The organism is Vibrio sp. QJM3NY_21, assembly GCF_057785975.1.
Map to the genome: position 1 here is coordinate 875,769 of NZ_CM173513.1, position 19,826 is coordinate 895,594.

Sequence of the window (19,826 nt, forward strand, 5' to 3'; positions counted from 1 at the left end):
GAAAAGAATAATGGTGAGAACATATTGGAACAGGGAGCACTAAAACTATCTGGAGATAAGATAATGAAAAAATGGCTCGTAGTAATGAGTGTCATGTTATTGACCTCATGTGCTTATTCGCCAATCTATAACGGCAAGTCTGAGTATTCAGGTAGTCAGTTTATGTTGATGGATAGCCCTCGTCATACCATGGACTTTTTCGTGGAAAGTATGACCGAAGATCTGATCATTTCGAATACGAGTATCTCAGCAAGAACTCCGATAGCGATTACTTCGTTTGTTGACCTGCAACACATGGACACAACGAACTGGTTAGGAAACTCGGTATCAGAAGGTTTCATTCATCAGTTTCAGCGTCGTGGCTTTAAGGTGGTTGATTTCAAAACAACAGGTTCTATTCAAGTGACTCACCAAGGTGACTTTGCGTTAAGCCGCGATTGGAAAGACTTAGCTCAAGAGCAAGATGTACAGTACGTACTAACAGGCACTATGCTTCGACAAGAAGGCGGTGTGTTAGTAAATGCTCGTGTTGTTGGCATGCAAACGCGCATTGTGGTTGCTTCCGCGCAAGGCTTTTTGCCAGCGGATCGTATTGGTCGAGATCTAGATACTCTGAATAGCATTCGAACTCAAGATGGTGTCATTATTCGTTCTGATCCAACGATGACTCAGCCTTATACCGTTATTCTTCGCCCTTAGGAGTTCGAAATGAAGAAGTTAATATTTGTTGTTGTTGCCTTACTGCTTGTTGGCTGCCAGCCATTGCAAAGTATGAGGCCAGACGACTTCTTAGTTGCCGTTGGTTACGCAAGTATCAGTGAGCAATCAGGCCGTAATGACGAAGAGAAACGTATCCGTGCCATGAGAGCATCTAAAATTGATGCCTACCGTGAGCTTGCCGAGCAAGTGTATGGTATGCGAGTGAGTGGCCGAGCTGAACTGTCAGATCAGCGATTAGGTACTGAGCGAACGACAGGTGCTGTCGATGGCGTGATCCGTGGCGCAGAAGTGGTGCGCAGTTACCCTGTTGGCGATAGTTACGTGACCGAACTTCAGCTCGATATTCGTAAGATGGAGCAGTTGCGCGATTACGGTGAAGTTCAAGCTGTGCCAGAGAAGAGACAACAAACGCTGTTCTAGTCTTTATGACCATTTAAGTCATATGACCGACGAGTTGTATAAGTTGCTCTCGCTTTCCAGATGGCAGGGCGGCAATAAATAACGACAGTGAATGTAAAAGCGGCAAGTATGAAAATACTTGCCGCTTTTTTGTGTTTATCGTTTATTAGGGGCATTTACAGGTTTAGAGAGACTTTGACGGTGTAGCGAGAAGGGTAGGCTGAGATACAGATACAGATACAAGCAAGAAGGGTGTTGTGCGAAGAAGATCAGCCCAATTAGGCTTTTACATTGGTTCCCAGCGTAGAAATCGTATGCGTTTGGCCACCGGCATTGTAAGTCATACCAATTTTACCATGGCTTTGCTGCATCATATTACTGAGTTTTTTGAAACTGAGGTGTGCTCGATTCAAGGCTTCGCCATTGACTAGGTTCGCTTGGTGGCAGTCGTGCACAATGGACTTGATGGTTGAGACTAGCTGAGCAAGTTCAGGGTTCTCGGTCAATTCTGAGATATTGGTATGGGTAGCAATTCGTTGATCGGTTGATCTTAGCTGTTCAACAAGGACCACTTTTTCTTTGGCGATTCGCTCAATATCGTTTGATTGTCGGCTCGTAATAGCGATTTTCTCTGAACTTAGTAATTCAGATAAGGCTTTGGCATTTTGAAGTTGAAAATTCACTAAATCTGCTAGTGCCGCCATAACGTAAACCTATTCATAACCTCGTGTACTTTAAGACAATAACTTCAATGAAAAGTTAGTGTTTTCTTAAAGGCCTTTTAATTCATCTTCGAACTTGATCATGTTGTCAGCCAGTTTCTCTGGATCGACAGTGTATGAACCGTTCGCAATCGCTTCTTTGATCGCAGCAACTTTTACAGAGTCAAAGCTTGGTTGCGCAGCCATGTCTTGATGGAGCTGACCAATCGCTTTGCCTTGTTGGCTTAGTGAAACCGCGTCTTTGCTTGCTGGTGATTTAGTTGATACATCAGAACGTGATGCCTCAGAGCTAGAATCAGAGCGTACTGCTGGTCGGTTAGTGGTCGTTAGGGTTTGCCCTGAACGAATATTATCAATGCCTGCCATAGTTAAGCCTTTTTTTTCAAAAATGGGAACCTGTACAGTCCATATCGACCAAGGGTTCGAATACTTTAGCAATTTTTAGCTCAATAGTCGAAAAGGGACAAAATACTACAGCCGTTATATTTTGGCGTTAAAGTTGAGAGCAAAATAACTAACGATACCGTCAATTTAGAAGTAAAGAGTTAAAAGTAAACCGTGACTTCAGACATGCTGGTAACAATACCTTCAATTATACGCTGTGATTTATCATTTTTCACCCTTACTTGATCACCCATTGAGCCATCCGTAAGCGCAGTCCCTTTGGTGGTAATGGTCATGCCACCTTTTACTGCCTGTATGATAACCTTCTCGTTTCGGCATACGACACAGATATCGCCTCTTTCGACAACGTCACCTGGCCTCAGGTTCTTTTTTACCTTGGCGCCGATCACTTGTTGGGGTGCGGTGAAACCTTGGCGACGAAACTTGTTAAGCGAAATCATAGCGGTGGTGACATCGTATTGACCAACGATTTCTCCTCTTGCTAGTGAGCGTGTTGTTGTGACTAGTGGTACTGACATTGAAATACGTACCGGCACGTAAACTCGCCACCCATCAGGAACACATTGCACTAAAACCGTAATGCTACTGCGGGTATTACTGGTGGTTGAGGCGCTGGTATCTAGAGGGATAGGGCAATCTGTTGCTTTTATTCTAGAGTCCACATTTGCTGAGTTAACAAAGAGTTCGCCGCCTTGTGGCTGCTCAACTGTCTCTAGGATGTGCTGTTCCGCCGCAGACTGAATCATTTCAATTTGCTCTGGAGTCGCAGCTTGTACAAAAAAACTAAACAATATTGATAAAATGCCGATAAACTTAGCGACAGTTTTAAAAGTAGCTCTACACATTGCTATGGAAAAAAGCGGCAGATTTGTTTTATGATATATCATTCCGTTTCTCTAGTGGTTCGTAGCCTGCAGTAGACTAACACTTTTTATCCAAAAAAGTTTGATATGGAGATGAGCTCATGACGGGTATTCTTGATTCAGTGAATCAGCGTACGCAACTCGTCGGTCAAAACCGATTAGAATTACTAACCTTTCGCCTAATGGGGCGTCAGCGTTACGGCATTAATGTTTTTAAAGTAAAAGAAGTACTTCAGTGCCCTAAACTGACAAAGATGCCAAACTTGAACCCACTGGTTAAAGGTGTAGCACACATTCGTGGCCAAACGATCTCTGTAATCGATTTGAGCTTAGCGATTGGTGGCCGTCCTACAACGGATGTTGAAAAGTGTTTTGTGGTTATTTCTGAGTTTAACCGAACCATTCAAGGTTTCTTGGTCAGCTCAGTAGAACGCATTATTAACATGCACTGGGAGTCGATTCTTCCGCCGCCAGATGGTGCAGGTAAAGCCCACTACCTGACTGCAGTCACCAACATTGATAATGAGCTGGTAGAAATTCTTGATGTAGAAAAAATTCTAGCGGAGATTTCACCTGTTGATGAAACAATGGACAGCAAAATTGCTGAAGAAATCGCAGAAGTAGAACAAGGTAAAGAATTGGTTCGTCGTATCTTGATTGCTGATGATTCAACCGTTGCTCGTAAGCAGGTTCAGCGTGCGATTGAGTCGATTGGTTTTGAAGTTATTTCGGTGAAAGATGGTAAAGAAGCCTATGAGAAGCTGGTGGAGATGTCATCAGAAGGCAGTATTTACGATCAGATTTCATTGGTGATTTCAGATATCGAAATGCCAGAAATGGATGGCTATACGCTAACTGCTGAGATTCGTCGTCACGCCGAACTTAAAGATCTATACGTAATTTTACACTCATCATTGAGTGGTGTATTTAACCAAGCCATGGTTGAGCGTGTAGGAGCTAACTCCTTCATCGCGAAGTTCAACCCCGATGAGCTTGGTGCAGCGGTAAAAGCTGCGTTAACTAACTAAAAGAGACATTAATGACTGCTATAACAATAAGTGATCAAGAGTATCGCGATTTCAGCCGTTTCTTAGAATCTCAATGTGGCATTGTATTAGGTGACAGTAAACAGTACTTAGTACGCAGCCGTCTAAGCCCATTAGTAACGAAGTTTAAGTTAGCTTCGTTGTCTGATTTATTGAGAGATGTAGTAACAGGTCGAAACCGTGAGCTGCGTGTGGCTGCAGTCGATGCCATGACGACGAACGAGACACTTTGGTTCCGTGATACTTACCCGTTTGCTGTGCTTGCGGATAAACTTCTACCGGAAATAGCGGCAAATAAACGTCCTATTAAGATTTGGTCTGCGGCAAGCTCTTCAGGCCAAGAAGCATACTCAATGGCAATGACGATTCTTGAGACTCAAGCTCGTAAGCCTGGTATGTTGCCAAATGTATCGATTACCGCAACTGACATCTCAGCAAGTATGTTGGATATGTGCCGCACTGGCGCGTACGACAACCTTGCATTGGGACGTGGACTTTCTCCTGAGCGTCGTCGTACTTTCTTTGAAGATGCGGGCGATGGCCGTATGAAAGTGAAAGATAACGTTAAGCGCATGGTGAATTTCCGCCCTCAGAACCTGATGGACAGCTATGCATTGTTAGGTAAGTTCGACATCATCTTTTGTCGTAACGTGCTGATTTACTTCTCACCTGATATGAAATCAAAGGTACTTAACCAGATGGCAAACAGCCTGAATCCTGGTGGTTACCTATTATTGGGTGCATCTGAATCGTTAACAGGCTTAACGGATCGTTTTGAAATGGTTCGCTGTAATCCAGGCATCATCTACAAATTAAAGTAATGAGTGGCACCAGTACTAGGTGCAACGTTACTGCCTAATTCCAAAACCCAGCCAAGTGCTGGGTTTTCTTTTTCCGGCTTAACCTATATCTTTAAGTCAGAGTGACATTCCAATTTACTCTATTTTTTGGCTTGTATATTGCAAGTTTACCCACGAGTAACCTGTAAAAGTATTGATAGCCCTCTTTGTTTTAAAAGTTGGTATATATATTGCTTTGGTTATCTCATAACAGTCAGTTCTTGAGTTGAGGTTTACATGGCTATTTCTTTTGACAATGCTTTAGGCATTCACCAGCACACAGTTGGTGTACGTGAACGTAACGCTGAGGTGCTTTCCACCAATATCGCGCAAGCAAACACGCCTGGGTATAAAGCAAAAGGATTAGACTTTAAGAAATCGCTGCAAGCGGCAAGTTCTGGGGCAAGCATTGGTCTTAGCCGTACAGATGGTCGGCACATTTCTGCCTCAACAACGGTGAACGGGGAAACGAAGTATCGAATTCCTACCCAACCTGATACAGGAGATGGCAACACGGTTGATTTGGATTTGGAAAGAAACCTTTTCATGCAAAACCAAATTAGGCATCAAGCCTCTCTCGACTTCCTAGGAAGTAAGTTCAAGAATTTAACTAAAGCGATTAAAGGGGAATAATTAGATGAGTTTATTCAATGTATTCAATGTGACTGGTTCTGCGATGAGTGCTGAATCTGTTCGTCTAAATACGACCTCGAGCAACCTTGCGAACGCGGACAGTGTAAGTAGTTCTGCTGAAGAAACTTACAAGGCTCGTCACGCAGTGTTCGGCGCTGAGTTAAATAAAGCACGCAACAGTGGTCACACTGTGCCTGTGAAAGTATTAGGTATTGTGGAAAGCGATAAGCCGTTGAGCGCGGAGTACAACCCAGATCACCCATTAGCGAATGACGAAGGCTATATCTACAAGCCTAACGTGAACGTTATGGAAGAAATGGCAAACATGATTTCGGCATCACGCGCGTACCAAACAAACGTGCAGGTTGCTGATTCGAGTAAACAAATGCTGCTGCGTACGCTGCAGATGGGTCAATAAGGATAAGGAGGTAGCAAATGGCTGGAATCAACAACAATGTTGGTCAAAGCGGCTTGTCCTATGTTGACCAGCTGAAGAGTCTTCAAGATGGCGCGAAAAAGCCCGACGAAACAACAGGTAAGCAGGATCTTAAACAAGAAGACTTCTTATCTTTGTTGACTAAGCAATTAGCCCAACAAGACCCTTTTAAGCCGGTTAGCAATGACCAGATGATTGCGCAAATGGCTTCATTTGCGACCGTAGATGGCATTGGCAAAATGAATACACAGTTTGAAAGCTTGAATTCATCAATGACTTCTAACCAAGCATTACAGGCATCCTCTTTGGTTGGCCGCGATGTATTGGTTCCTGGTGCGGCAGGTGTGAAACCCGGTGATGGCGGTATGGCGTCAATGGTTAAGCTTCCTCAGGCAATGGACAATGTAATCGTCCGTGTTGAGAACGAAGTTGGCCAATTGATTCGCACTTTTGATATCGGCTCTAAACCATCAGGCGACACACGTGTTGAATGGGATGGAAAAGACGAAGACGGTAACCCATTACCGGCTGGTAAATACAACGTGAAAGCGTCGGGTTTATTGGATGGCGAGAACACAGAGTTCCAAGTTTCCAGTTATGCGAACGTGAACAGTGTGCTTCTTGGTAAGGGTGATGGCAACGTACTACTCAATCTGGCTGGTTTTACATCGCCAGTACGACTTGCTGAAGTACTAGAAGTTGGTAAAGCGTAACTCTTTAAAAGAGTGATTATGCTAGCTAGAGAGATTAGGAGAATATTGGAATGTCATATGTAGCTTTGAGCGGCCTATCCGCTGCACAATTAGACTTGAATACAACCAGTAACAATATTGCGAATGCAAACACGTTTGGCTTTAAAGAGTCTCGAGCAGAGTTCGGCGATGTGTATTCAAGCTCGTTGTTTACTAACGGAAAGACTACCCCTGGTGGTGGTGCTCAAGCAAGTAAAGTTGCGCAACAGTTCCACGAAGGTTCAAGTATTTATACAAATAACCCAATGGACCTGCGTGTCAGTGGTACAGGTTTCTTTGCAGTATCGAAAGACCGCATGGTGCCAGAGATCAACGAACTAACGCGTAACGGTGCTTTTCACTTAAATAAAGACAACTTCATGGTAACCTCGAATGATGAATTTCTTCTTGGCTATGCAGTTGATCCCGAAAGTGGGGAAGTATCCTCATATGCACCCAAACCACTTAGTATTCCTGCTGAATTCGGCAAGCCAAAGCAAACTGGAAATATTGAAGTAGGGGTCAACTTACCTGCAAATGGTGATCTTAAAGATCCGGCTGCGTTTAACTTTAATGATTCTGATACGTATAATCGTTCGACATCTTCGACGGTATACGATTCTATGGGTCAGTCTTACAAGTTAACGACTTACTACCTTAAAGATCAAACTCAACCGAATACTTGGCAGACGTATTACACCATGACAGATGGCGAGGGTGAGAAGCCAGTCAACATCACTGGTGGTGATGCTACAAATGCAGCGGGTCAGGTCGGCCATACAATGCGCTTTAATAATGATGGCACTTTAGCTAGCCTTAATAACGGCCAGCCGATTATATCAGAGCAATTAGGAGCCGGTACTACTCCTATTGATTTAAACGGCGCTGATGTAACTCAAACACTTAATTTCAGTCTTGATTCATCGACTCAATTTGCTGCTCCATTTGAACTAACTAAGTTTAATGAAGATGGTGCGACAACAGGTTTCTTAACAAAAGTAGATTTTGATGAATCAGGTACTGTTTTGGGCACTTACTCAAATGGTGAAAACGTAATGCTTGGTCGTGTTGGCTTGGTTCGTGTACCCAATGAGCAAGGTCTAGATAAGAAAGGCGGCACTCAATGGGACTCTACTAGCTACTCTGGTGATAAGATCTGGGGTGAATCGAACAAAGGTTCATTTGGTAGTATTAATAACGGCTCGTTAGAGCAGTCGAATATTGATATGACTCAGGAACTGGTTGATTTGATTTCTGCTCAACGTAACTTCCAAGCGAACTCGCGTTCTTTAGAAGTACACAACCAACTGCAACAGAATATTCTTCAGATTCGTTAATCGTTTCGAGCGTTTGAATCATCTGCGAATACCCAATTCAATGTTATTGAATTGGGTATTGTTGCTGAATTTGATATGGCTGTTTGCTTTTCTATTTGCCGCCCCTATTGCCGCACGGTAATGCCACTGGCAACAATTCTTCCTCAATGATCCTTTGATGATCACCTTTCCTGTTTGTTTTCTATTTAAATCATTGATAAATAAAAGTTAAAAATATTGGCACAGTGTTTGCTTTATTAGCCTCAGAAGATGATTTTTGGAGCAAAATTATGGATCGCGCACTGTTTCTTGCCATGAGTGGCGCTAAGCAAAATATGCAAGCTTTGCAGCTACGTGCTAACAACCTTGCCAACGTAAGTACAACGGGCTTCCGTGCTGATTTAGCACAAGCACGTTCAATGCAAGCGTACGGTGAAGGCATGCCCACTCGTGTTTTCAGCATGACAGAACGTCCGGGTCATAATTTCGCACAAGGTAGTGTGGTCACCACTGGTCGAGATCTCGATGTTACCGTTCAAGGTGATGGTTGGATTTCGGTAATGGACAACACTGGCCGTGAAGGACTAACGCGTAACGGTAACCTAAAGGTTGACCAAAACGGTTTGCTAACTAACGCAAGCGGTCATTTGGTGTTAGGCGAGAACGACGCACCCATCACACTCCCCATTCCTATCAGTAAAGTCGAAATCGGCACAGACGGTACAATTTCGGTGATTCCTCAAGGCGCTCCAGCTGAAGAATTAGCGATTGTCGACCGTATCAAGCTTGTGCGTCCAGATAACCAAAGCTTATTTAAAGACACGAATGGTTTATTCCGTTCGAAAAACCCAGATCAGGCATACGAAGCCGATGCAGCGGTAACGTTGCTTAAAGGTGCTATCGAAGGCAGTAACGTAAATGCTGTAGGTGAAATGACCAGCCTAATTGACTTACAACGTCAGTTTGAAATGCAGGTCAAGATGATGAGCACGGCAGAGGAAATGGACAAATCGTCTGATTCACTGCTTCGTATGAGCTAATAGAATTTAAAGGAATTTGCTATGCATCCAGCATTATGGGTAAGTAAAACAGGTTTAGACGCACAACAAACCAATATCTCAACGATTTCGAACAACCTTGCCAACGCCTCGACCATTGGTTTCAAAAAGAGTCGTGCGGTATTTGAAGATTTGTTCTACCAGAACATTAACCAACCGGGTGGCCAATCTTCTCAGAATACTGAGTTACCGAGCGGTTTGATGCTGGGTGCCGGTTCAAAAGTCGTCGCAACTCAAAAAGTGCATACTCATGGTAATGCTCAAACCACTACAAACAGCTTAGATATGATGATCGAAGGCGATGGTTTCTTCCAAGTTGAAATGCCAGATGGTGAAACAGGCTACAGCCGAAATGGTCAGTTTACGCTGAACGGTGACGGCGCAATCGTAACCTCAGGCCAAGGTTATGCGCTGCAACCAGAAATCGTGATTCCTGAGGATGCGATCTCTGTGACGGTAGGTAACGACGGTGAAGTATCAGTACGTCTACGTGGTGAGCAAAACAACGTCGTGGTTGGCCAAATCACTATCACTGACTTCGTAAACCCAGGTGGTTTAGAGCCTGTAGGTCAAAACCTTTACTTACCAACCGGTGCTAGTGGCGACCCGCAAGAGGGTGTTCCTGGCTTTGATGGCTTAGGTAATATTCGTCAGTCGATGCTCGAAACATCGAACGTCAACGTAACCGAAGAGCTGGTGAATATGATTGAAGCTCAACGTGTCTACGAAATGAATTCGAAAGTTATCTCGTCGGTAGACAAGATGATGAGCTTTGTTAACCAACAGCTGTAACTGATTTATTAGCCGTTTAATTATTGATAATTAATAGATTATTTCCAATTAATTGACGTGTTTCTACTCATTGATCTATTTACCATTGCCTGCTGAGAGTATATCGCCATGAAACGTATTTTTTGTTTAGCTCTGTTTATGTCTATGACGGGGTGTTCTGTTTTGGATCCTATTGAGACTCCGGCAGAAGAAAACGCAACCACAGTGGTTGATGCAGTGGAAGGTGATAAGTCGGCTCAAGAGAGCTCAGGCATTATTGATACACTTCGTGGTCGAACCGATCCAGTTGCTGGTGACCCAGCGTGGGCGCCAATCAATCCAAAAGAAAAACCAGAACACTACGCAGCAGCAACGGGCTCACTGTTCAATGTTAATCACATTGGCAGTATGTATGACGACTCAAAACCTCGTGGTATTGGTGACATCATTACCGTGGCGTTGGACGAGAATACTCGAGCGACCAAGAAAGCCAACGCAGACATGTCTAAGTCGAATGATGCAACAATGGAGCCGCTGGCAGTTGGTGGTCAAGAGTTGACGATCGACAAGTACAACTTTTCTTATGATCTGAGCAACACCAACACCTTTGCGGGTGACGCGTCAGCCAACCAAAGTAACAGCATCAGCGGCTACATTACCGTTGAAGTTATCGAAGTATTAGCCAATGGTAACCTAGTGGTTCGTGGTGAAAAGTGGATGACACTGAACACGGGTGATGAGTACATCCGCCTAAGCGGTACCATCCGTCCAGACGATATTGACTTCGAAAATACCATCGCTTCAAACCGTGTTTCTAACGCGCGAATTCAGTACTCAGGGACTGGCGTTCAGAAAGATATGCAAGAGCCTGGATTCTTGGCACGATTCTTTAATGTATCACTGTAAAGCTTGAGAGGGTGTCGAGATACTGACAGCCTCTATCACGCGGCCATATTTAGCTAAGCTATTATAAATTAAAGCAATACAGACAGGTTACTCAATGAAAAAACTAACACTCGTACTATTCGGCATGCTATTTCTTGCCACCAGTGCCCATGCTGCGCGTATCAAAGACGTGGCAAAAGTGGCGGGTGTTCGTAGTAACCAACTTGTCGGTTATGGTTTGGTTACGGGTTTGCCGGGGACAGGTGAGACAACTCCCTTTACCGATCAAACGTTTAACGCAATGCTGCAAAACTTTGGCATTCAATTGCCGCCCGGCACCAAGCCAAAAACTAAAAACGTCGCCGCGGTAATTGTTACCGCTGAACTTCCGGCATTCTCTAAGCAGGGCCAGGAAGTTGACGTAACCGTTTCTTCTATCGGATCAGCAAAAAGCCTTCGTGGTGGTACCTTACTGCAGACTTTCCTGAAAGGTCTAGACGGTCAAGTGTATGCTGTGGCTCAAGGTAACTTGGTGGTGAGTGGTTTTAGTGCACAAGGTAACGATGGCTCTAAAATCGTCGGTAACAACCCTAATGTCGGCATCATATCTAGCGGTGCGACGGTTGAGCAAGAAATCCCAACTCCATTTGGCCGTGGTGACTACATCACTTTCAACCTAATCCAATCCGATTTTACAACGGCTCAGCGCTTGGCTGACGCGGTTAATAATTTCCTAGGCCCACAAATGGCTTCAGCGGTCGACGCGACTTCAGTAAAAGTTCGTGCGCCACGTGAAATCAGCCAGCGTGTGGCTTTCTTGTCTGCCATCGAAAACATTGAATTTGACCCAGCAGAAGGTTCTGCAAAGATTATTGTTAACTCTCGTACAGGCACTATTGTTGTTGGTAAACATGTTCGCCTAAAAGCGGCTGCGGTTACGCACGGTGGCATGACGGTAGCAATCAAAGAAAACCTAAACGTGAGCCAACCGAATGCATTCTCTGGTGGTAAAACGGTGGTGGTTCCCGATTCTGATATCGAAGTCACCGAAGCCGATGGCAAGATGTTCAAGTTTGAACCGGGTCTAACGCTGGATGATTTGGTTCGTGCAGTCAACGAAGTGGGCGCAGCGCCTTCTGATTTAATGGCAATCCTTCAAGCACTGAAACAAGCAGGTGCAATTGAAGGCCAATTGATCATTATCTAAGGAGTAAAGCATGATTAAGAATAACAATGACATCGGCTTTATTCACGACATCGGTAGCCTAGATCGTCTTCGTCAACAAGCAGTAAACGGTGAAGAAGGCAGCGAGAAAGAAGCATTAACCGCTGCGGCAAAACAGTTTGAATCCATTTTTACGTCGATGTTGTTTAAGTCGATGCGTGATGCGAACTCTAGCTTTAAATCAGATATGCTGAACAGCCAGAACGAACAGTTTTATCGTCAGATGCAAGATGACCAAATGGCGAGCGAACTCAGTGCATCAGGTTCGCTCGGTCTTGCGGACATGATTGTAGCTCAGTTAAGCGCAGGTCAAGCAAGCGACGCGACAGAAGATAAGGTTCGCAGTGAAGGTTTTGATACCTCGCTGGAAAGACCTCAATATTCAGGTCGTTCAGAAAATAAAGTATCTCAAGTTCAATCTGCTTCCGCTGCAAAACAACCCGCTTCATTTGATTCGCCGGAATCGTTTGTTACGTCGATGAAGCCTTACGCTGAAAAAGCGGCGAGCGCACTCGGTGTTGATTCGTCACTGCTATTAGCACAAGCGGCACTTGAAACAGGTTGGGGCTCTAAGATGATTAAGAACTCTTTGGGTAACAGCAATAACCTATTTAACATCAAAGCAGATAGAAGTTGGAAGGGCGATAAGGTCGCAACCCAAACTCTTGAGTTCCATGGCAAAACAGCCGTTAAAGAGTCAGCTTCTTTCCGTTCTTACTCTAATTTCGAAGATAGCTTTAATGATTACGTGAAGTTCTTGAATGAAAATCCAAGATACGAAACGGCACTACAGCATCAAGGCAATTCAGAGAATTTCATTAAAGGTATTCATCAGGCTGGTTACGCAACTGACCCTAACTATGCAGACAAGGTTTTACGAGTTAAAGCCAAGATTGATGAGATGAACTAGCGTCATAAATCAACATAGAGAGCTTGCTCCTGGCAGGCTCTTTTCTTCTCCGTCCCTTCAGTTCTTACGCGTCATCCATAGTTATCTCCTTACATTTCAATAAATTATTGTCTTTTAACTCTCCATTGTTTTTATTGGCACATATATTGCTATTATCTTAGTAATATGCGGTTGTAGTTAATCAGTTCATTCTGGTTTTGTTAAGTTTTTTGGGGGCATTATGGCGTCGGATCTTCTGAATGTAGGGGCACAAAGTGTTCTTACGGCTCAGAGACAGCTCAACACCACTGGTCATAACATTTCTAACGCCAACACAGAGGGCTATAGCCGCCAGTCTGTGATTCAAGGTGTGAATGACCCGCGCCAGTACGGAGGGCAAACCTACGGTATGGGTGTGCATGTGGAAAATGTTCGCCGCTCTTGGGATCAGTTTGCCGTTAAAGAACTTAACTTATCGACAACTAATGCCGCCAACAAAGGCGATACCGAAGCTAACCTTGATCTGCTATCTGGCATGTTGTCATCGGCTGCTTCGAAGAAGATTCCCGAGAACCTCAATGAGTGGTTTGATTCGATTAAGACACTCGCCGATACCCCGAATGATGTGGGTGCGCGCAAGGTCGTGCTAGAGAAAGCTGGGCTTTTAACTAAAACCTTGAATGAATTTCATGAAACGGTACGTCAACAATCTGATTCTACCAACAAAAAATTAGAAGTCGGCATTGAACGTGTTAACCAAATTGCGGTTGAGATTCGTGACGTTCAGCGTCTGATGATGCGAACACCAGGACCTCACAATGATTTACGAGATCAGCACGAAAAGCTGATCAATGAGCTATCTGGCTACACCAAAGTGACGGTAACGCCGCGATCTAATGCGGAAGGATTTAACGTCCATATTGGTAATGGTCATACCTTAGTTTCTGGTAGTGAAGCAAGTCAACTGAAGCTAGTTGACGGTTTACCTGATACGCATCAGCGTCGACTGGCGATTGTTGAAGGTAAGTCTTTGAAGCCGATTACCAGTAATGATATCGATGGGAAAATCGGTGCCATGCTCGATATGCGAGACGAACACATTCCTGACATCATGGATGAACTTGGGCGTTTGGCGACGGCTTTCTCGGAGAAAGTAAACACACTTCAATCACAAGGTTTAGATCTCAATGGCAACGTTGGCCAAGATATTTTCACCGATGTGAACTCTGAGCGAGTGGCAAAATCACGCGTGACGGCTGGTAGCCAATCAAAGGCTGATGTTGCCGTATATATTGATGACACCTCTGCCTTGAAAGGTGGCGAGTATGGTCTTAAGTATGACGGCAGTGACTATGTCGTGACCAAGCCGGATGGTGAAACGGTAAAAGTCAGCACTAATTCAGCAGGTAATGCTTTTTATCTAGATGGGATGCGAGTCGAAGTTCGAAACCCGCCGGAATTGGGTGAGAAGTTGTTACTGCGTCCAACGCGTAACTTTGCTGCTCAGATTCAGATGGAAACCAAAGACCCTAGAGATATTGCCGCACAAAGTTACGAGGCCTCGACCACGTTCGCGAAGGGCTCTGCGGGGTTCAAGATCTTAGCGGCCGGTCAATTGCGTGAGTTTGAAGTGATTGTTTCACCAAAAGGTGAGCAGTTTGCCGTGACTGACCCGAAAGGCAATATTTTAATGCAGCCTCAGCCGTACCCACCTGAGGGGCCGGTTACGATTAATGGCACGACTTTCGAGTTGACCTCTGGCGCTGTGGCAAACGATAAATTTACGGCAAACCTTGTCCCATCAGAGGGTGACAACGGTAACTTACGTAAACTGCAAGATCTTCAAACTGAAAAAGTTTTGAACGATGGTGAATCTACGATTTTAGAGCTTTACCACAACTTGAATACTAATACGGGGCTGAAGTCATCAACGGCAAATCGTCTGAGTGATATCGCTAGGTTGGAAAAAGAGTCAGCTCAAGAACGTATCGCTTCAGTGTCTGGAGTTAACCTAGATGAAGAAGCGGCAAATATGATGAAATTTCAGCAAGCGTATATGGCTTCTTCGCGAATCATGCAAGCAGCCAATGATACGTTTAACACTATTTTGGCTCTGAGATAGGAAGGTATAAATGTTGAATCGCATCTCTAGCTTCCACAATTATCAGTCAGTACAAAATGACTTGCGCCGTCAAGAGAATAAGGTACATCACAATCAAGCGCAACTTGCTTCCGGTAAGAAGTTGCAGTCGCCAAGTGATGATCCTCTTGCGACCCACTATTTACAAAACATTGGTCAGCAGTCAGAGCAGCTTAAGCAATATGGTGACGCCATTGTCCTGGTCCGCAATCGATTGGAGCACCAAGAAGTAATGATTTCTAATTCGGAGGATTTTGCAGATGAAGCAAAACGTACCGTGATGGAAATGGTAAATGGTTCGTTATCACCAGAAGACCGTCTTGCAAAGAGGCGTGAAATTCAAGAATTAGCGAGTAATTTTTTGCATATGTCTAATTCTCAAGACGAGTCAGGTAACTACACATTTGCTGGCACTAAGCCGAAGAATCAACCCTTTTTTCGAGATAATAAAGGTCATGTCAGCTATGCAGGTGATGATTACCAACGCAAGATGCGTGTTGCAAGTAGTTTTGAAATGGCGATGAATGATCCGGGCAGCAAGCTGTTTATGGAAATCGATAACCCATTTGGTGATTATGAGCCTCAATATGATTTGAAGCCAGCCTCTGCATTGTTACTTGAACGAGCCACAAATGAGTCTTTTCAAGATGATTCAACTTACAAAATTACTTTTGTCGATATGCAAAATGGTCAGTTTGCTTATCAACTCGAAAAAGATGGTAGTACTGTATCTGTGGAAGATTTTGAACCATCTAAAGGTATTGAATATGAAGGTTTGAGTATTCAAATCAAAGGTCAAATCACCAAAGGCGACTCGATTACTTTGGAGCCAAGAAGATCATTTTCAATATTTGACACCTTCCAAGATGCAGCAGAACTTGCAGAGTCATCCGTGTCTGACGCATCAGCGACGGCAAAGTTGCAACAAGCAACCGAAGAGTTCCATGCTGCGTTTATTCATTTGACCAAAGCGAGAACGGATGTCGGTGCGCGATTGAATACGCTTGATATCCAAGAGCAACAACATGAAGATTTTAAGTTGTCTTTAGCCAAAGCAAAAAGCAACTTTGAAGACTTGGATTACTCGAAAGCCATCATTGAATTCAATGAAAACTCACGAGCATTGCAAGCTTCTCAACAAGCGTTTGGTAAAACCAAAGACCTGACCTTGTTTAACTATATTTAATGATCAATCGGTATTTAGTGGTGAATTAACCCTCACCATTGAAGTTAGATTCTTTGCCGTATGTGCTATGCCGTATGAGCGAATCACTTCAACCTTTGCCGGTTTTTTATACAGGATATCATCTGTTTGAAAATAGCGGCAAAAAGCGGCAATGGGTCAACGAAGGTACTTTTTGTTCCCCAGGCTAGTTAAACCAAATCGAGTTAAGTTTTAATTTAAGTGATTGATTTTATGTATATTAAAAATTAATCAAAACAGTATTAAACTTGGCATATAACTTGTATCTGTGTTGGTCATAAAATGATTTATACAGATCTTAAACCCTACATAGGGTTTAGCGAGTAATACACGGTCAGTGCTTATCCATATGAGAGTAAAGCTGGCCGCTTCGCAGAAAGTTTGCGAACTCATAAGGAGAGCAAAATGGCTATTAATGTAAGCACTAACGTTTCTGCTATGACAGCACAACGTTACCTGAATAAAGCGTCTAATGATTTAGCGACCTCTATGGAACGTTTGTCATCAGGGCATAAAATCAACAGCGCGAAAGACGATGCAGCCGGTCTGCAAATCTCTAACCGTTTAACGGCGCAATCACGTGGTTTAGACGTGGCAATGCGTAATGCCAATGATGGTATTTCAATTGCACAAACCGCTGAAGGCGCGATGAATGAATCAACCAACGTACTACAACGTATGCGTGATCTGGCGATTCAATCATCAAACGGAACTAACACCGCAGCTGAACGTACCGCACTCAATGAAGAGTCTTCGGCACTTCAAGATGAGCTTAACCGTATCGCAGAGACAACCTCATTTGGTGGTCGTCGTTTGTTGAATGGTTCATTTGGTGAAGCATCATTCCAGATTGGTTCTAGCTCTGGTGAAGCGATGATTATGGGTCTTACTAGTGTTCGTGCTGATGATTTCCGTATGGGCGGTACTACGTTTGATTCTGAAAACGGTAAAGACAAAAGTTGGGAAGTACCAGCACAAGCTCGCGATCTTAAGCTCGAATTTAAAACAAAGTCAGGTGAAGACATCGTTTTAGATATTAATACCAAAGCGGGTGATGATATCGAAGAGCTTGCTACTTACATTAATGGTCAATCTGATCTTGTGAACGCATCGGTTACCGATGATGGTCGCATTCAACTATTTGTTGCTGAACCTGACCTTGAAGGGGCTATGTCTATTTCTGGTGGCTTAGCTTCTGAGCTAGGAATCAAGAGTGAAGGTCGTGCAACATCGGTTCAAGATATTAGTTTGATGAGCGTAGCAGGATCACAGAATGCTATTAGCGTAATTGATTCTGCAATGAAGTACGTAGATTCACAGCGTGCTGATTTGGGTGCTAAACAGAACCGTCTAAGCCACAGTATTAATAACTTGGCAAACGTTCAAGAGAACGTCGATGCTTCTAACAGCCGAATCAAAGATACGGACTTTGCGAAAGAGACGACGCAAATGACCAAATCACAAATTCTGCAACAAGCAGGTACTTCGATACTTGCTCAAGCAAAACAGTTGCCTAACTCTGCAATGACACTATTGCAATAGTTATTGGTTGAACTTGCTGCTCGTGTTCAGACGTGAGCCATGCAGCAAGGGAAACTGGCAAGCATACTTACTATGAGTGTTTAGCTCTCTCATCTCTCACCTGCTATTCATTTCTACGGTAAGAATGCAACGGCGCGTCAGAAATGTGTTCATTTCTCGATGATCTCCACACAGGCTCTGACCTGCCAACTAGCCCCGGTTCTCTCAAAGGAAAAGGGGCTTTTTCCTTTCTGTTCTTTATCTCTCTGTTTCCTATCTTTCTGCTTTCTGCTTTCTACCTTTTTGTTTTCCTGTCTTTTGCGTTTCCCACTGGTTTCTAACTTTAGTTTTCTGATCCTTAAGTTTCTATTCCCCCCATTTTCTTCGTTACAAATGCTCTCCTTGGCTAGATAAATTGCACAATCTTTATGCCCATCAGTGATCTTTTGGTGATTGATCATTTCTGAGCTTTGACCAACTTGAACGTCAGTTAGCGTGTTTTTTGAACAGGTTGGGATCTTTTCGTAATTAAATTCAAGAGCTGCCTTAGAAAAGCAATGGGTGTAAATTACTGATAAATAAGGGGTTAATATTTTTATTGTTGATTTTTCAAAAGTTTTTCTAAAGCTTCGGGATTTTGAGCCGTTATTAAATGTAACTTTGAGAGAACTACTTGGTTTTCCGAGACGTCGGAAACCGCTATACCGGAAAATCAATTGGAGAAATCACCATGGCAGTGAATGTAAATACAAACGTTTCAGCGATGACAGCGCAACGTTACCTAAACAACGCAAACAGCGCACAACAAACATCAATGGAGCGTCTAGCTTCAGGTTCAAAAATCAACAGCGCTAAAGATGACGCTGCGGGCCTACAAATCTCTAACCGTTTGAACGTTCAGAGTCGTGGTCTTGATGTTGCTGTACGTAATGCGAACGACGGTATATCTATTGCACAAACTGCTGAAGGTGCAATGAACGAGACAACGAACATCCTGCAACGTATGCGTGATTTGTCTCTACAATCTTCAAACGGCTCAAACTCAAAATCTGAGCGTGTAGCGATTCAAGAAGAAGTAACAGCTCTGAACGATGAACTAAACCGTATCGCGGAAACGACGTCTTTTGGTGGCAACAAGCTGCTTAACGGTACTCACGGTACTAAATCATTCCAAATCGGTGCAGACAACGGTGAAGCGGTAATGCTTCAACTGAAAGACATGCGCTCTGATAATGCTCAGATGGGTGGTAAAAGCTACCAAACTGAGAACGCGAAAGATAAAGACTGGAATGTTCAATCTGGCGCAAACGACCTAAAAATGTCGTTCACTGATAATTTCGGTCAAGCACAAGAAATCGATGTGTCTGCGAAAGCGGGCGATGACATCGAAGAGCTAGCAACTTACATCAACGGTCAACAAGATTCTGTTAAAGCGTCTGTAACTGAAGACGGCAACCTACAAATGTTTGCAGGTAATAACAAGGTTGAAGGTAGCGTTGAGTTTTCTGGTTCACTTGCGGGTGAACTAGGTATGCAAGCGGGTAAAGAAGTAACGGTCGATACGATTGATGTAACGTCAGTTGGTGGTGCACAAGAATCTGTTGCAGTAATCGATGCGGCACTTAAGTATGTAGATAGCCACCGTGCTGAACTGGGTGCTTTCCAAAACCGTTTCGACCATGCTATCAGCAACTTAGACAACATTAACGAAAACGTTAATGCATCTAAGAGCCGTATTAAAGATACCGATTTCGCGAAAGAAACGACCCAGATGACTAAGTCTCAGATCCTTTCTCAAGCTTCAAGCTCGATCCTTGCTCAAGCGAAGCAAGCTCCGAACTCGGCACTTAGCCTACTAGGTTAATCGATTGAAAGGCCACGTTGCCACGTTGGTTATAAGCGCTGTTGACTATAAGCGTTGTTGATCATAAGCGTTAACGTTAGGCTTCCACAAATTAGCTCGTGGTGAGAGATGAGCGCTAAACAAACCCAGCTTCGGCTGGGTTTTTTATTGTCTGCTATT

21 protein-coding genes are annotated in these 19,826 nt (G+C 43.8%); 17 read left to right on the plus strand and 4 right to left on the minus strand.

From position 1 onward, the window contains the following. The first annotated feature begins 63 nt into the window (after positions 1-63). On the plus strand, positions 64-699 hold the full coding sequence (locus AC3CID_RS03975) for a FlgO family outer membrane protein (RefSeq protein WP_004736167.1): 636 nt from the start codon (positions 64-66) through the stop codon (positions 697-699). Positions 700-708: 9 nt separating this feature from the next. Continuing rightward, a complete protein-coding gene (flgP, locus tag AC3CID_RS03980) occupies positions 709-1,140 on the plus strand; it encodes a flagellar assembly lipoprotein FlgP (protein ID WP_146454446.1) in 432 nt (143 codons plus the stop codon). A gap of 257 nt (positions 1,141-1,397) precedes the next feature. Here the strand turns inward: flgP and AC3CID_RS03985 are convergent, their stop codons facing one another. The 3 genes from AC3CID_RS03985 to flgA form a co-directional block, all read right to left on the minus strand. Further along, entirely contained in the window at positions 1,398-1,823 is a 426-nt protein-coding gene (locus AC3CID_RS03985) for a flagella synthesis protein FlgN (RefSeq protein ID WP_146454448.1), read from the minus strand. Positions 1,824-1,889: 66 nt separating this feature from the next. Next, positions 1,890-2,207: a flagellar biosynthesis anti-sigma factor FlgM gene (gene flgM, locus AC3CID_RS03990; RefSeq protein ID WP_032546011.1), complete on the minus strand. Its 318-nt coding sequence runs from the start codon at positions 2,205-2,207 to the stop codon at positions 1,890-1,892. Between the two features lie 179 nt (positions 2,208-2,386). Continuing rightward, entirely contained in the window at positions 2,387-3,133 is a 747-nt protein-coding gene (flgA, locus tag AC3CID_RS03995) for a flagellar basal body P-ring formation chaperone FlgA (protein ID WP_146454450.1), read from the minus strand. A 77-nt stretch (positions 3,134-3,210) separates the two neighbouring features. Between flgA and AC3CID_RS04000 the strand changes: the two genes are divergently transcribed. From AC3CID_RS04000 to AC3CID_RS04065, 14 genes are all read left to right on the plus strand, one after another. Beyond that, positions 3,211-4,137, plus strand: coding sequence for a chemotaxis protein CheV (locus AC3CID_RS04000; RefSeq protein WP_004736173.1), 927 nt, complete (start codon positions 3,211-3,213; stop codon positions 4,135-4,137). Positions 4,138-4,148: 11 nt separating this feature from the next. After that, complete coding sequence (locus AC3CID_RS04005) at positions 4,149-4,976, plus strand: protein-glutamate O-methyltransferase (protein WP_004736174.1); 828 nt, start codon at positions 4,149-4,151, stop codon at positions 4,974-4,976. Positions 4,977-5,231: 255 nt separating this feature from the next. Continuing rightward, positions 5,232-5,627 carry a flagellar basal body rod protein FlgB gene (flgB, locus tag AC3CID_RS04010; protein ID WP_004736175.1) on the plus strand — a complete coding sequence of 132 codons (396 nt, stop codon included), beginning with the start codon at positions 5,232-5,234 and terminating at the stop codon, positions 5,625-5,627. A gap of 4 nt (positions 5,628-5,631) precedes the next feature. Next, positions 5,632-6,045: a flagellar basal body rod protein FlgC gene (flgC, locus tag AC3CID_RS04015; protein ID WP_114633099.1), complete on the plus strand. Its 414-nt coding sequence runs from the start codon at positions 5,632-5,634 to the stop codon at positions 6,043-6,045. A gap of 17 nt (positions 6,046-6,062) precedes the next feature. After that, a complete protein-coding gene (gene flgD / locus AC3CID_RS04020; protein ID WP_017085299.1) occupies positions 6,063-6,776 on the plus strand; it encodes a flagellar hook assembly protein FlgD in 714 nt (237 codons plus the stop codon). A gap of 50 nt (positions 6,777-6,826) precedes the next feature. Next, on the plus strand, positions 6,827-8,131 hold the full coding sequence (gene flgE / locus AC3CID_RS04025) for a flagellar hook protein FlgE (RefSeq protein WP_017085298.1): 1,305 nt from the start codon (positions 6,827-6,829) through the stop codon (positions 8,129-8,131). 269 nt (positions 8,132-8,400) lie between these two features. Next, positions 8,401-9,150, plus strand: a complete 750-nt coding sequence (locus tag AC3CID_RS04030) for a flagellar basal body rod protein FlgF (RefSeq protein WP_017073281.1) — start codon at positions 8,401-8,403, stop codon at positions 9,148-9,150. Positions 9,151-9,171: 21 nt separating this feature from the next. Then, the gene (gene flgG, locus AC3CID_RS04035; RefSeq protein ID WP_017073282.1) at positions 9,172-9,960 is read left to right on the plus strand and encodes a flagellar basal-body rod protein FlgG; all 789 of its coding nucleotides are present in this window, start codon (positions 9,172-9,174) and stop codon (positions 9,958-9,960) included. Between the two features lie 108 nt (positions 9,961-10,068). Next, entirely contained in the window at positions 10,069-10,845 is a 777-nt protein-coding gene (gene flgH / locus AC3CID_RS04040; RefSeq protein ID WP_017076829.1) for a flagellar basal body L-ring protein FlgH, read from the plus strand. Between the two features lie 94 nt (positions 10,846-10,939). Further along, positions 10,940-12,031, plus strand: coding sequence for a flagellar basal body P-ring protein FlgI (locus tag AC3CID_RS04045; protein WP_488526985.1), 1,092 nt, complete (start codon positions 10,940-10,942; stop codon positions 12,029-12,031). Between the two features lie 10 nt (positions 12,032-12,041). Then, positions 12,042-12,959 carry a flagellar assembly peptidoglycan hydrolase FlgJ gene (gene flgJ, locus AC3CID_RS04050; protein ID WP_265121784.1) on the plus strand — a complete coding sequence of 306 codons (918 nt, stop codon included), beginning with the start codon at positions 12,042-12,044 and terminating at the stop codon, positions 12,957-12,959. 220 nt (positions 12,960-13,179) lie between these two features. Beyond that, on the plus strand, positions 13,180-15,060 hold the full coding sequence (gene flgK, locus AC3CID_RS04055) for a flagellar hook-associated protein FlgK (protein ID WP_488526986.1): 1,881 nt from the start codon (positions 13,180-13,182) through the stop codon (positions 15,058-15,060). Between the two features lie 10 nt (positions 15,061-15,070). Continuing rightward, the gene (gene flgL, locus AC3CID_RS04060) at positions 15,071-16,264 is read left to right on the plus strand and encodes a flagellar hook-associated protein FlgL (RefSeq protein WP_372244224.1); all 1,194 of its coding nucleotides are present in this window, start codon (positions 15,071-15,073) and stop codon (positions 16,262-16,264) included. Positions 16,265-16,687: 423 nt separating this feature from the next. Further along, positions 16,688-17,824 carry a flagellin gene (locus AC3CID_RS04065; RefSeq protein WP_017085293.1) on the plus strand — a complete coding sequence of 379 codons (1,137 nt, stop codon included), beginning with the start codon at positions 16,688-16,690 and terminating at the stop codon, positions 17,822-17,824. Positions 17,825-17,973: 149 nt separating this feature from the next. Here AC3CID_RS04065 and AC3CID_RS04070 read toward each other — a convergent pair whose 3' ends face one another. After that, a complete protein-coding gene (locus AC3CID_RS04070) occupies positions 17,974-18,519 on the minus strand; it encodes a hypothetical protein (protein ID WP_488526987.1) in 546 nt (181 codons plus the stop codon). A 14-nt stretch (positions 18,520-18,533) separates the two neighbouring features. Between AC3CID_RS04070 and AC3CID_RS04075 the strand changes: the two genes are divergently transcribed. Then, positions 18,534-19,667, plus strand: a complete 1,134-nt coding sequence (locus tag AC3CID_RS04075) for a flagellin (protein WP_488526988.1) — start codon at positions 18,534-18,536, stop codon at positions 19,665-19,667. Positions 19,668-19,826 lie beyond the last annotated feature (159 nt).